Genomic DNA, 12,061 nt, shown 5'->3' on the forward strand with positions numbered 1-12,061 from the left:
AACATGCACAAGAACGAGAACGGCAGGATCATGCCCCCGATCGAGCGGCTGCATGCACTCGCGATCCACCCGTTGACGGTGTTCGGCAGCCTCGCGCTCGGGATCGTGGCGGGCGTGCTGTGGCCGGACGCCGCGCCGAAATTCGACTACGTGGGCGAGGTGTATGTCGGCCTGTTGAAGATGACGGCGCTGCCGTTCATGACGGCCGCCGTGATCTTCAGCCTGCAGCGGCTGTTGCGCGACGGCAGCGCATCGGATCTCGTGATGCGCGTGATTGCGATCTTCGGCTGCGCGTCGGTGTTCGTCGTGGTGGTCGGCGCGGTCGTGCTGGTCGCGATGCGGCCGGGCGAGCATCTGTCGACCGCGACGCTGAAGGCGTTCGGCGCGCTGGTCGGCACCGACGGCGCGGCAAGCGATACCGTGATGACGCTGTACGGTACCGATCCCGCGGAGAAGTCGTCGGGCCTCGCCGACATGCTCATCGCGCTGGTGCCGGGCAACTTCTTCGCGGCGCTCGCGAGCGGGGACACGCTGAAGGCGCTGGTGTTCTCGCTGTTCTTCGGCTTCGCGTCGGGACGCGTGCCGGCCAGCATCTCGGCGGCGCTGAGCCAGACGCTGGAGACGGTCTATTTCACCTGCCAGCGGATCATGCACTGGCTCGCGTATCCGACGCCGATCGTGCTGTTCTGCGGCGGCGCCGCGCAGATCGGCACGTCGGGGTTCGGTCCGCTCGAGGCGATGGTCCGCTTCGTCGCCGCGTTCGCCGTCGTCGCGCTGGTGCTGCTCGCGGCCGCGATCGTCGTGATCTGGAAGCGCTCGGGCGCGACGCTGGCCGGGACGCTCGCCGGGTTGCGCACGCCGTTCGCGATGGCGCTCGCCACGCGCAGCAGCGTGGCGTGCATGCCGAGCATGATCGAGTGCCTGGCGGACGGCTTCGGTTTCGCGCGCGCACGCGTCGAGCTGGTCGTTCCGCTTGCCGTGTCGCTGCTGCGCGTCGGGCCGATGGTGTACTACGCAAGCGCGACGCTGTTCGTCGCGCAACTCTACGAGCGGTCGCTCGGCCCCGGCGAGCTTTGCGTCGTGCTGGTCGCGTCGGTACTCGCCGGTTTCGCGTCGACGGGGACCTCGGGCGTCGTGACGGTGTCGCTCGCCGGCATGGTGTGCGCGGCGCTGCACCTGCCGTTCGAGGCCGCGTTCGTGCTGTTCGCGGCAATCGATCCGTTTTGCGAAATATTGCGGACGCTGTTGCTGGTGATCGGCAACTCGGCCGTCGTATCGGCGATCTGCGCGCGGCCGCCGCGTACGTGAAGGAGGTGTCATGGCACTCGTCGGCGTACTTGGCGGAATGGGGCCATTGGCCACTGTCGATTTCATGCATCGCGTGATTCGCCTGACACGTGCGCGCTGCGATCAGGAGCACCTGCCGATGATCGTCGCGAACCTCACGCGAACGCCCGATCGCTCGCGCGCGATCATCGACGGCGGGGCCGATCCGCTACCGGCGCTGCTCGACGGCATCGCGCTGCTCAACCGCTGCGGCGCGGATGTGATCGCGATGCCGTGCAATTCGGCGCATCACTGGTATGCGCGGCTGCGCGAAGGCAGCGCGGCGCCGATCCTGCATATCGCCGATGCATCGGTGGCCGCGTTGCCGGCTGGTGTGCGGCGCGTCGCGGTGCTCGCCACGGGCGGCACGCTGGTATCGGGCTTCTACCAGACGGCGCTGCGTGCACGCGGCTTCGAGCCGGTGATACCGGGCGTGGCCGCGCAGCGCGAAATCGCCGCGTGCATCGCGGCGGTCAAGGCGGGGACGATCGATGTCTCGGCGCGCTGCCTGACGCGCGCGCTCGCGACACTGGCGCGGCGGGACGTGGGCGTGGCGGTGATGGGCTGCACGGAAATTCCGATCGCGGCGCGCGCGTTGCGCGATGCACCGTTCGCGTTGGTCGACAGCACGCAGGAGCTGGCGCGCGCGACGCTCGCCCATGCGGTCGAGCGCGGATGGGTGCGGGCGGTGTGACGCGTGACGACGGCGGCATGCGCGGATGCCGTCACGCATGACGGACGCGCTAGGCCTGATAAGGCGCCCGGACGCCCGGTTCGGTAGCGGGAAAATCCTTCGTGTTGCGCGATACGAGCAGCAGGCCGTTCACTTGTGCCGATGCCCAGACGATCGCATCGGGCAGACGAATGCGACGTTCCTTGCGAATCGTTACGGCGCGGTTCGCCACCGTGCTGTCGAGCGGGATGATGTCGAACGACGAAAGCCACGCGCGTAGCGCCGCATCTTCGCCCGCCGTCGCGCCGACCATGACTTCCATCCAGGTCACGATGCTGATTGCACGGTAGTCGTAGCGGGCCAGCTCCGCGCGCGCGGAGTCGAGGCCGCCGAGATAGTCGATCAGGATGTTGGTGTCGAAGAGTGCCTTTACCATTGCGCGCGCAGTGCCTCCTGCCAGGCGAGCCCGTCGAGCGCACGCGCTTTCCAGAGACCGAACACGGTGTCGGGATGAGGTGGCCGTTGCGGTGCGAAGCACGTGCCGGCCGGAAGCGCGCGGCCCGAATACCCGGCCGCGCTTCGAGTGTCGATGCGGGTGTTTACCATTCTGAGCGCAGTGCCTCCTGATAAGTGAGCCCCTCGACCGCGCGATCCTTCCACAGGCCGAATACGTGATCGGCATGCGCGCGTTTGTGTTGCGCGATATACGCGTCGATCGCATCGCGAATGATCGCGGCGCGAGGGCGTTGCTCAGTCTCGACGATGGCGGCCAGTTCGTCGAGCTGGCCGTTCGACAGATCGATCAGGATACGGCTCATTGCAATCTCCGATATATGATATGCATATCATATATACGCGTATGATCGTCCGCAAGTCGCCGGCGGGTGGCGAACCGGGCGCTCACGCGGCGATTTTCCTCAGCCATTGCGCGAGGCGTCTCGCGCCGTCCGGCATGTCCGCATCCTCGCGTGTGCACAGGTAGTAGTCGCGCCCGTCGTCGAGTTCGTGGTCGAACAGCTTCACGAGTTCGCCGCTCGCCAGTTCGCGCTCGACGAGCGGCGCACGCAGCAGCGCCGCGCCGAGATCCGCGCGGGCCGCGCTCAACGTCAGTTGCCCGTCCTCGAACATCGGCCCTACCGCATGCGACACGTGCCGCACGCCGGCGCCCTGCAGCCAGTTGACCCAGGTACTGCGATCCTCGTCGTGCACGAGCGGCGCCCGCGCGAGATCGGCCGGCGTGCGGAATGGCCCATGGCGCTTCAGGAACGACGGGCTGCACATGGGCACCATCGCGCCCGGCAGCAGCCGCTCGCAGCGGTAGCCGGGCCAGTCGCCGGTGCCGAAGCGGATCGACAGGTCGGACGCGTCGCTTCGATAGTTGCGGTGATGGGCATACAGCACCGTCACGTCGACATCGGTGTTCTCGGCGAGGAACGCATGCAGCCGCGGGATGAACCAGCCGATGCCCAGCAGCGGAATCAGGCTGATCGTGATCTGCCGCAGCGACGACCGGTCGCGCACGAAGCGTGTCGCGCTGCGCAGCACCGAGAACGCGGCGCTGATCGAGCGGTAGTAGTCGCGCCCTTCGTCGGTGAGCGCGAGCAGTCGGCCCTCGCGCACGGTCAGCGGCGTCTGGATGAATGCCTCGAGCAGCTGCAGCTGGTGGCTGACCGCGGACGGCGTGATGTCGAGCTCGCGCGCGGCCGCGGTGACCGAGCCGAGACGCGCGAATGCCTCAAACGCGCGGACGGCGCGCAGCGGCGGATCATGCGGCAATTGTTCGATATTTTTCATGTATCGAATTTTATCGAAAAATCAGGGTAAGCGACAGCGTAAAAATATCCTTTGATTACAGCTGATTGCGCTATTGTGCGGCGAATGGCATAAGCATCCAACAATTGAGTATTTGAGGCGCTCGTGCTGAATATTTAATATTTTTCATGTTTTGATTCGAGCCATCGCCCCACACATGAAAATCGCATTTCTTCCCGCCAGCGTCGTGTTCTCCGCAGCCACGCTGATCGCTGCCGTTCCCGCCTTCGCGCAGTCCGCGCCGCAGACGATCCTGATCGGTCTCGCCGCGCCGCTCACCGGCCCGTCCGCCCGAATCGGCAAGGACTTGCAGAACGGCGCGCAGCTCGCGATCGACGACGCGAACGCGAAGCATCCGAGCATCGGCGGCAAGCCGGTCGTCTACAAGCTCGTCGCGGCCGACGATCAATCCGACCCGCGCACGGCCGTCGCGGTCGCGCAGCAACTCGTCGATCAGCATGTGATCGGCGTCGTCGGTCACTGGAACACGGGCTGCAGTGTGCCGGCGTCGCGCATCTATCGCGATGCGGGCATTCCGCAGATCGCGCCGGCGTCCACCGGCCACGCGTACACGCAGCAAGGCTATGCGACGGCGTTGCGCATCATGGGTCACGACGATGCGGGCGGCAGCTTCACCGGCGCCTATGCGGTGAAGACCCTGAAGGCCAAGCGCATCGCGGTGATCGACGATCGCACGTCGTTCGGCGCGGGGCTTGCCGACCAGTTCATCAAGGGTGTGGAGGCGAACGGCGGCACGATCGTCGATCGCCAGTACGTGAACGACAAGACGACCGACTTCAGCGGCGTGCTGACCGCGATCAAGGGCAAGCGCGCGGATCTCGTGTTCTTCGGCGGGCTCGACGCGCAGGCCGCGCCGATCGCGCGCCGGATGCGCCAGCTCGGCGTGAACGCGCCGCTGCTCGGCGCCGGCGGCTTCGTGAGCCAGACCTTCCTGTCGCTCGCGGGCAAGGACGGCGACGGCGTGACGGCGCTCGAACCGGGCCTGCCGCTCGACCGGATGCCGGGCGGCAAGGCGTTCGACGCGCAGTACCGCGCACGCTATCACGCGCCGATCGAGCTGCACGCGCCGTTCGCATACGATGCGGCCGCCACGCTGATCGCGGCCGCGCAGAAGGCCGGCACGACGCAGCCGGCGAAGCTGGTCGCGGCCGTGCACGCGATCGACCGGCCCGGCGTGACGGGGCGCATCGCGTTCGATGCCGAAGGCAACCTGAAGGACCCGGCATTCACGATCTACCAGGTACGCGGCGGCAAGTGGACCGTCGTCGACGTGCTCGGCGGCGCGAAACCCGCAACGAAATGACGACGGAGACGAAACCCATGACCGACACGACCCATGCATCCACGGCGGCACCCGAGGACACGCGCCTCGGCATCCTCGCGCGGCGCCGCATCGAAGCGGAGATCATCAAGCCGATCTACGAGATCATGAAGCGCGAATTCGGCACCGAGCGCGCGCAGGCGGTGATCGCGGAAGCCGTGCGCGGCGCGGCCGTCGACGCGGGCCGCGCGTTCGCCGCGCAAGAGCCCGACGGCACGAGCGTGCAGTCGTTCATCGCGCTGCAGGTGCTGTGGGAGAAGGACGATGCGCTCGATGTCGAGGTGCATCGCGCGGACGACGCGCACTACGACTACGACGTGCATCGCTGCAGCTATGCGGAGATGTATCACGCGATGGGCCTCGGCGAGATCGGCCATCTGTTGAGCTGCGCACGCGACAGCTACTTCATCGACGGTTACGACCCGCGCATCGCGCTCACGCGCACCAGCACGATCATGCAGGGCGGCAAGCGCTGCGATTTCCGCTACGCGCTGCGCACGGCGCCGCGCGATGGCGCCGCGGAGGCCGGCAATGCGTGACGATCTCGCGGGCGCGCCGCGCGTCGACGGCGCGCGGCTGTGGGCGTCGCTCGAACGGATGGCGCAGATCGGCGCGACGCCGAAGGGCGGCGTCTGCCGTCTCGCGCTGACCGACCTCGACCGCGAGTCGCGCGACCTGTTCGTGCAATGGGCGCGCGATGCCGGCTGCACGGTGCGGGTGGACCGCATGGGCAACGTGTTCGCGCGCCGCGCGGGCCGCAATCCCGATGCCGCGCCGGTGATGACGGGCTCGCACGCCGATTCGCAGCCGACGGGCGGCCGCTACGACGGCATCTACGGCGTGCTCGGCGGCCTCGAGGTCGTGCGCGCGCTGAACGATGCGGGCATCGAGACCGAGCGTCCGATCGACGTCGTGATCTGGACCAACGAGGAAGGGTCGCGCTTTGCGCCGGCGATGATTTCCGCGGGCGTGTTCGCAGGCGTCTATTCGCTCGAATTCGGGCTGTCGCGAACGGATGGCGCGGGCAGGACGATCGGCGAGGAACTCGCGCGGATCGGCTACGCGGGCACCGAGCCCGTCGGCGGATATCCGGTGCATGCGGCCTACGAGCTGCATATCGAACAAGGCGCGATTCTCGAACGCGCGGGCAGGACGATCGGCGTCGTGACGGCGGGCCAGGGGCAGCGCTGGTACGAGGTGACGCTGACGGGCGTCGATGCGCACGCCGGCACGACGCCGATGGCGTTCCGGCGCGACACGCTGGTGGGCGCCGCGCGGATGATCGAATTCGTCGATGCGCTGGGCCGTCGCCATGCGCCGCACGCGCGCGCGACCGTCGGGATGATCGAGGCGCGGCCGAATTCGCGCAACACGGTGCCGGGTAGCTGCTTCTTCACGGTCGAGTTTCGTCATCCCGACGATGCGGTGCTCGACGAGCTCGATGCGGCGCTGCGTGAGGAACTGGCGCGCGTCGCGGCCGAGGCCGGCCTCGGCGCACGGATCGAGCAGATCTTCACGTATCCGCCGGTGCCGTTCGCGCCGCGCTGCATCGACGCGGTGCGCGATGCGGCGCAGGCGCTCGGGCTGTCGCACATGGACATTGTGTCCGGCGCGGGTCACGACGCGTGCTACATCGCGCGCGTCGCGCCGACGGGCATGATCTTCGTGCCGTGCGTCGACGGCCTGAGCCACAACGAGGCCGAGGCGATCACGCAGGAATGGTCGACGGCGGGCGCCGACGTGCTGCTGCGCGCGGTACTGCAAAGCGCGCAGGAGCCGGGCGCGTGACGAGCACGCGACACGCGCGGCTTACTTGCCCGCCTTGCGCCGCGCCATGAACGCGAGGTACGCGACGATCTGGTCGAGTTCCCGGTCGCTCAGCTGATCGGGCGGGAACGCCGGCATCACGCGGCCCGGCCAGTCGCGCACCGATGCCGGGTTGCGGATATAGCGGCGCAGCGCAGCGGGCTGGAAGTAGTCGACCGGGTTCATCGGCGCATTCAGGTCGGGGCCCGCATGGCTGCTGCCCGCACCGTCGAGGCGATGGCACGCGAGGCATTGCGTGACGAACAGGCGCTGGCCGGCGCGGGCCGGATCGTTCGCCGGCAGCGCCGGATCGACGGCGAGCGACGGCCAGCGCGCGAGCGGCGACGATTCGATCGCGACGCGGACGATCTGATACGGCCACTGCTCGCCACGCACCGACGATGCGTCGGGCCCGAGCCACACGAGATAGAACGGCCCGGCGCCGACCTGCTTGCCCGGCAGCTTCGGCCAAGGGTGCGCGGGATCCTCGATCGCGAGCCACGCGACGGCGCCGGCCGGCGCCCGGCGCAGCGCGAGATCCAGCGGCAGTTGCGCGGCAAAGCCGTCGGCCGCGCGCGTTTCGAGCACGCCGTCCGCCGGCAGCGGCGTATCGCCGAGCAGGGCGGCGAACGGCACCGCGCGGAACGTCATCGGCCGGCCGTACGCGATGTCGTGCGGCACGTGGATGTCGGTCGCGTCGGCGCGCGCGAGCAGCGCCTGGCGCGTCAGCACGCGAGGCGTGCCGTCGGTATCGAGTTCGAGCGAGCCCTGCGCATACGCGTGCGTCGCGATCAGACACAGCGTCACCAGCAACAACGAAAACCACCTGCGCTTCAGCATACGTTCTCCGTGGGGCGTTTCGGCGGCGGCAGGGAGGCGAGCGCGCGGCCGATGGATGCAATCGGGCGACAGTCTAGCCGCTACGGGCGTCGCTGGCGACTTCGGCGCGGCAGAAGCGCCGCACGCACGCGCGCTATAGTATCGACCTCAGACACATGCCCGGTGTGGCCCCGGCATTCAATGCCGCACCGCGAACACCACGATGCCGTCGACGACGCTCGACGCGACCGGACGATACGCATGGACTCCTCCGCAGAGCGGGCGCTTGCCCATATCCGACGATCCTGGCCGTCGGGGCAGCAAGGCCCCGCGTTTCCCGTCACGCTCAATTTCCATCCCGACACGCTCGTCGACGGCGTCGGCACGCTCGAACGGATCGTCCGCGACCGTGTCTATCGATCGCAGTTCGAGACGGCGACGAGCAACGGCGGCCTGACCGCGTATCCCGGCGGCGATCGCTGGCATTGGGAAAGCCGGATGTTCGGCGGCGCATACGATGACGCCGATCCCGCGTTGCGGCCGAAGTACGGCGCGCTGAACCATCGCCTCGACCCCGTCGGCGGGTCGTGCCGCTTCGGATCATGTCATTTGCGGCTTCGAAGCGATGTGCATCGGCGAACGACCTTCTGCTATCCGGACAGTCATTACCGGCCTTCGGATTTCGCGATCGGCGACTGTGCGGCGCTGATCGCGCTCGCGACCGAAAACCGCGACGGCCTCGATCCGCTGCTCGACAACTACATCGAGGCGCACGTTCACGGCGTGGTGAGCATCGATCACGATGTCGACGCGATCGTACTCGATCCCAGCTATCGCCATACGCCCGTCGAGACCGCTGCCGTGCGCTCGGGTTGCCGGGTCGAGTGGCATGGCGGGTTCAGGTTGTCGCTGGATCGGCTGGCCGAGTGCGAGCGATTTCGTGGGCCGCCGGCGGCCGACGCGATCGCGCGCATCGCCGTCGACGGCATCGTGACGCCGGCGGTGATCGGCCATGCGCGTGACGGCCTGCTCGACTATCAGACGGCCAAATGGGTGTGGCATTGCGTGGCGCGGTTCGGGCAGACGAGCGGGGCGGCGGGCTGAGTGCGCTCGCCCGCCGCGTATTGGGTTACGTCACGCACCGTGCCGTCAATGCCCGGAACACTGCGCGTCCGCCTTCGATAACGGCGATTCCCTTGCCGTGTCGAAATCGGCTTCGCGCGCGCCTGACGGCGTCAGCGACACGAAATGCATCGTCCCGGCGTGTGCCGCGAACGCGGCGATGCCGGTCGATCCCCACGGAATCGGCGAGCGCTGCACGCCGCTCACGGACATGCCCGTCGGCGTCAGCGCCAAGGTGAGAAGCCGCCCGTCGCGCGTCGGCACGTACGCATGCGCGCCGTCGACCCCGATCCCGGACTCCCGCACCGACGCCGGCAGGCAATCGAGCGTCGCGAGACGGCGGCCGTCCGGGGCGATCAGCATCGCGACGCCGCGATTGTCCGACGTCGTCGTGACGACGACGAAGCGGTCGACCGCCGGTACATAGGCGGTCGAATACACGTAGTACTGGATTGCGTCGCTCAGCGGCCCGAGCTTGTCGAGCTTCGCCGTGACCGGATCGAACATTGCGTATTCGAGCGTCGCGTCGGTGCTGTGTTCGATGTATTTCTGCCAGACCAGCAGCGCGCGGTGCGGCGAGCCGGCGACCATGGGCCACCATTCGCGGCGGTGCGGCGCGACCGGCACGTGATTGAGCACGTGTCCTTCGGCGTCGTACGTCTTCACGTAGACGCCGTTGCCGGTGCCGAGGTTGTCGACGCCGCCGCCGTCGATCCAGTCGGTGGAATAGAACACGACGAAGCGTTCGCCCACCGCGGCGACGTGCCCGGAATGGCCGCCGGATTCCACGTCGTTGGGGTAGGGTTTGATCGGCTTCAGGTCGCGCCGATAGAGGCCGTATCGCTGGCTGACGACGTTCGGCGTGTCCCAGCCGTCCTCGAACGTGACGAAGATGTCGCCGTGCGGGTTCTGTGCGATCGATACGGGCTCCTGCGCTTCCGGGCGGCCGATGAACATCCGGACGTGCTGCAGGCGCGGCTTGCCCGGCTGCCATTCGCCGACGTACACGTCGTGCGGCCAGTTGCCGTTGCGCAGCGCGCCGCGCGGCACGATGCCGGAACTGCTGAAGAACACCCAGCGCCGGCCGTCGCCGGCGTCCGCCACGCCGATTCCGTGCATGAAGCGCCGCGGGTCGCCGCTGTCCTGCGGCGAGGCGGGCGCCTGCACCGTGACGGTGTGCACGACCGGCGTGCCGGCGCGCGCGCGCGGCGGTGCGGCGAGCGCGCAGCACGCGCCGCAGAGCACCGCCGCGACGCGCCACGCGGCGGCGCGTGCGCCCGCATGCGGGCGCACCGTGGCGGTCCGCGTCGCGACCGGCCAATGCATCATTCGACGGTGACCGATTTCGCGAGGTTGCGCGGCTTGTCGACGTCGGCGCCGCGCGCGCAGCCGACGTGATACGCGAGCAGCTGCAACGGAATCACGTTGACGATCGGCGACAGCGCGTCCCCCGATTCGCGCACGCGGATCAGGTGCGTGTCGCGGTCGGCGTCGATCTCGAGATGATGGCCCGCGAGCACGTACAGCCGTCCGCCGCGTGCGCGCACCTCGGCCATGTTGGACTTCAGCTTCTGGAACAGGCGATCGTCCGGCGCGATCGTGACGACAGGCATCGCGCTCGTGACGAGGGCGAGCGGGCCATGCTTCAGTTCGCCGGCCGGGTAGCCTTCCGCATGGATGTACGAGACCTCCTTGAGCTTCAGCGCGCCTTCCAGCGCGATCGGGTAATGAATGCCGCGGCCGAGGAACAGCGCGTTCTCGGTGCGCGCGAACTTCGCGGCCCAGCCCATGATCTGCGTTTCGAGCGCAAGTGCGTGACCGATGCGCTCCGGCAGTTCGTGCAATTTCTTCAGGTGCATCGCGACATGCGCCGCATCGAGCCGGCCGCGTTGCTGCGCGAGCGTCAACGTCAGCACGAACAGCGCGACGAGCTGCGTCGTGAACGCCTTGGTCGACGCGACGCCGAGCTCGATGCCGGCACGTGTCAGGAAGCTGAGCGGCGCGCTGCGCGCGATCGAGCTGGTCGCCACGTTGCAGATTGCCATCGACATGTCCTGACCCATCGCGCGCGCACGCTCGATCGCGCCGATCGTGTCGGCGGTTTCGCCGGACTGCGAAATACCGACCACCAGCGTGCGGGGATCGGGCACGGTGTCGCGGTAGCGGTATTCGCTCGCGATCTCGACTTGCGCCGGAATGCCCGCGATGCCCTCGAGCCAGTATTTCGCCGTCAGGCCCGCGTAGTAGCTGGTGCCGCAGCCCAGCAGCAGCACGCTCCGGGTCTTCGACAGCAGCGCGCGCGCGGTGTCGGTGCCGCCGAACAGCGCGGGCGAGATCGCGTCGATGCCGTCGATCGTGGCGGCGATCGCCTTCGGCTGTTCGAAGATTTCCTTCTGCATGAAATGCTGATACGGGCCGAGTGCGGCGTCGTCGTCGCGCGCCTTCACCAGGCACAGCGGACGCTGCGCGTCGCTGCCGATCGCATCGACCACGTCGATCCGTTCCGGCGTGATCAGCGCGACGTCGCCGTCTTCCAGGTAGACGAAGCGGTCGGTCAGGTCGCCGAGCGCCGCGCAGTCGGACGCGAGGTAGTTCTGGTCCGCGCCGATGCCGATCACGAGCGGCGAGCCGGCGCGCGCGGCGACGAGCCGCTGAGGTTCGCGCGCGCTCAGCACGGCGATCGCGTAGGCGCCGTGCAGCCGCTTGACCGCGCGGGTGACGGCATCGAACAGGTCGTCGCGATACATGCTGTGGATCAGGTGCGCGATCACCTCGGTGTCGGTCTCGCCGCGGAACGTGTAGCCGCGCTCGCGCAACTCGGCACGCAACGTATCGTGGTTTTCGATGATCCCGTTGTGCACGACCGCGATCGTGTCGCCCGACACGATGGGGTGCGCGTTCATTTCCGACGGCGCGCCGTGCGTGGCCCAGCGCGTGTGCGCGATGCATGTCTGCCCCTCGAGGCCGAGTGTCAGCACGCGGTCCTGCAGGTCCGCCACGCGCCGCAGCGTGCGTTCGCTGCGCAGGTGGCCGTCACGCAGCACGGCGATGCCGCACGAGTCGTAGCCGCGATACTCGAGCCGGCTCAGTGCATTGACCAGTTGTGGCACCTGATTCCTCAGGCCGCTTGCTCCGACGATTCCGCACATGATTTCACCTCG

At 68.3% G+C, this 12,061-nt stretch carries 13 protein-coding genes; 6 read left to right on the forward strand and 7 right to left on the reverse strand.

Going from position 1 to position 12,061, the window contains the following annotated elements:
• Positions 1–3 precede the first annotated feature (3 nt).
• Positions 4–1,308, forward strand: coding sequence for a dicarboxylate/amino acid:cation symporter (locus tag WS51_RS03775; protein ID WP_069229110.1), 1,305 nt, complete (start codon positions 4–6; stop codon positions 1,306–1,308).
• Between the two features lie 10 nt (positions 1,309–1,318).
• Positions 1,319–2,020, forward strand: coding sequence for a cysteate racemase (cuyB, locus tag WS51_RS03780; RefSeq protein WP_069228622.1), 702 nt, complete (start codon positions 1,319–1,321; stop codon positions 2,018–2,020).
• A 49-nt stretch (positions 2,021–2,069) separates the two neighbouring features.
• Here the strand turns inward: cuyB and WS51_RS03785 are convergent, their stop codons facing one another.
• The 4 genes from WS51_RS03785 to WS51_RS03795 all read right to left on the reverse strand — a co-directional run bounded on the left by WS51_RS03785 (position 2,070) and on the right by WS51_RS03795 (position 3,793).
• Positions 2,070–2,435: a type II toxin-antitoxin system VapC family toxin gene (locus WS51_RS03785; protein WP_059507224.1), complete on the reverse strand. Its 366-nt coding sequence runs from the start codon at positions 2,433–2,435 to the stop codon at positions 2,070–2,072.
• Positions 2,429–2,605 (reverse strand): hypothetical protein, encoded by a 177-nt coding sequence (locus WS51_RS32440; protein WP_167357960.1) that lies wholly within the window; start codon positions 2,603–2,605, stop codon positions 2,429–2,431. The genes WS51_RS03785 and WS51_RS32440 overlap by 7 nt, the downstream gene beginning before the upstream one ends.
• A complete protein-coding gene (locus WS51_RS03790) occupies positions 2,599–2,817 on the reverse strand; it encodes a ribbon-helix-helix protein, CopG family (protein ID WP_059450622.1) in 219 nt (72 codons plus the stop codon). Before WS51_RS03790 ends, WS51_RS32440 begins: the two co-directional genes overlap by 7 nt.
• Before the next feature lie 82 nt (positions 2,818–2,899).
• Entirely contained in the window at positions 2,900–3,793 is an 894-nt protein-coding gene (locus WS51_RS03795; protein ID WP_069228623.1) for a LysR substrate-binding domain-containing protein, read from the reverse strand.
• Between the two features lie 175 nt (positions 3,794–3,968).
• Here WS51_RS03795 and WS51_RS03800 point away from each other — a divergent pair, with 175 nt between their 5' ends.
• Genes WS51_RS03800 through WS51_RS03810 form a run of 3 tightly spaced genes read left to right on the forward strand, consistent with a single transcriptional unit; the run spans position 3,969 to position 6,941 of the window.
• Positions 3,969–5,135 carry a branched-chain amino acid ABC transporter substrate-binding protein gene (locus WS51_RS03800; RefSeq protein ID WP_059869474.1) on the forward strand — a complete coding sequence of 389 codons (1,167 nt, stop codon included), beginning with the start codon at positions 3,969–3,971 and terminating at the stop codon, positions 5,133–5,135.
• 17 nt (positions 5,136–5,152) lie between these two features.
• Positions 5,153–5,692 (forward strand): L-2-amino-thiazoline-4-carboxylic acid hydrolase, encoded by a 540-nt coding sequence (locus tag WS51_RS03805; RefSeq protein WP_059450673.1) that lies wholly within the window; start codon positions 5,153–5,155, stop codon positions 5,690–5,692.
• The gene (locus WS51_RS03810; protein WP_060329655.1) at positions 5,685–6,941 is read left to right on the forward strand and encodes a Zn-dependent hydrolase; all 1,257 of its coding nucleotides are present in this window, start codon (positions 5,685–5,687) and stop codon (positions 6,939–6,941) included. The genes WS51_RS03805 and WS51_RS03810 overlap by 8 nt, the downstream gene beginning before the upstream one ends.
• A gap of 21 nt (positions 6,942–6,962) precedes the next feature.
• Here the strand turns inward: WS51_RS03810 and WS51_RS03815 are convergent, their stop codons facing one another.
• Entirely contained in the window at positions 6,963–7,799 is an 837-nt protein-coding gene (locus WS51_RS03815) for a c-type cytochrome (RefSeq protein WP_059507227.1), read from the reverse strand.
• A gap of 51 nt (positions 7,800–7,850) precedes the next feature.
• Here WS51_RS03815 and WS51_RS03820 point away from each other — a divergent pair, with 51 nt between their 5' ends.
• Complete coding sequence (locus WS51_RS03820; protein WP_236872365.1) at positions 7,851–8,882, forward strand: DUF3626 domain-containing protein; 1,032 nt, start codon at positions 7,851–7,853, stop codon at positions 8,880–8,882.
• Positions 8,883–8,927: 45 nt separating this feature from the next.
• Here WS51_RS03820 and WS51_RS03825 read toward each other — a convergent pair whose 3' ends face one another.
• Both WS51_RS03825 and glmS read right to left on the reverse strand, forming a co-directional pair.
• A complete protein-coding gene (locus tag WS51_RS03825; RefSeq protein ID WP_069229111.1) occupies positions 8,928–10,226 on the reverse strand; it encodes a hypothetical protein in 1,299 nt (432 codons plus the stop codon).
• Entirely contained in the window at positions 10,226–12,049 is a 1,824-nt protein-coding gene (glmS, locus tag WS51_RS03830; RefSeq protein ID WP_059540843.1) for a glutamine--fructose-6-phosphate transaminase (isomerizing), read from the reverse strand. Before glmS ends, WS51_RS03825 begins: the two co-directional genes overlap by 1 nt.
• Positions 12,050–12,061 lie beyond the last annotated feature (12 nt).

This window comes from Burkholderia territorii, assembly GCF_001718335.1.
GTDB classification, from domain to species: domain Bacteria; phylum Pseudomonadota; class Gammaproteobacteria; order Burkholderiales; family Burkholderiaceae; genus Burkholderia; species Burkholderia territorii.

What these genes read in the sequence shown, in the direction of transcription:
- WS51_RS03790 (WP_059450622.1), bottom strand. Translation starts at nt 2,817, where the DNA reads ATGAGCCGTATCCTGATCGATCTGTCGAACGGCCAGCTCGACGAACTG.
- WS51_RS03795 (WP_069228623.1), bottom strand. Translation starts at nt 3,793, where the DNA reads ATGAAAAATATCGAACAATTGCCGCATGATCCGCCGCTGCGCGCCGTC.
- cuyB (WP_069228622.1), top strand. Translation starts at nt 1,319, where the DNA reads ATGGCACTCGTCGGCGTACTTGGCGGAATGGGGCCATTGGCCACTGTC.
- WS51_RS32440 (WP_167357960.1), bottom strand. Translation starts at nt 2,605, where the DNA reads ATGGTAAACACCCGCATCGACACTCGAAGCGCGGCCGGGTATTCGGGC.
- WS51_RS03820 (WP_236872365.1), top strand. Translation starts at nt 7,851, where the DNA reads ATGGATGCAATCGGGCGACAGTCTAGCCGCTACGGGCGTCGCTGGCGA.
- WS51_RS03805 (WP_059450673.1), top strand. Translation starts at nt 5,153, where the DNA reads ATGACCGACACGACCCATGCATCCACGGCGGCACCCGAGGACACGCGC.
- WS51_RS03810 (WP_060329655.1), top strand. Translation starts at nt 5,685, where the DNA reads ATGCGTGACGATCTCGCGGGCGCGCCGCGCGTCGACGGCGCGCGGCTG.
- glmS (WP_059540843.1), bottom strand. Translation starts at nt 12,049, where the DNA reads ATGTGCGGAATCGTCGGAGCAAGCGGCCTGAGGAATCAGGTGCCACAA.
- WS51_RS03785 (WP_059507224.1), bottom strand. Translation starts at nt 2,435, where the DNA reads ATGGTAAAGGCACTCTTCGACACCAACATCCTGATCGACTATCTCGGC.
- WS51_RS03800 (WP_059869474.1), top strand. Translation starts at nt 3,969, where the DNA reads ATGAAAATCGCATTTCTTCCCGCCAGCGTCGTGTTCTCCGCAGCCACG.
- WS51_RS03815 (WP_059507227.1), bottom strand. Translation starts at nt 7,799, where the DNA reads ATGCTGAAGCGCAGGTGGTTTTCGTTGTTGCTGGTGACGCTGTGTCTG.
- WS51_RS03825 (WP_069229111.1), bottom strand. Translation starts at nt 10,226, where the DNA reads ATGCATTGGCCGGTCGCGACGCGGACCGCCACGGTGCGCCCGCATGCG.
- WS51_RS03775 (WP_069229110.1), top strand. Translation starts at nt 4, where the DNA reads ATGCACAAGAACGAGAACGGCAGGATCATGCCCCCGATCGAGCGGCTG.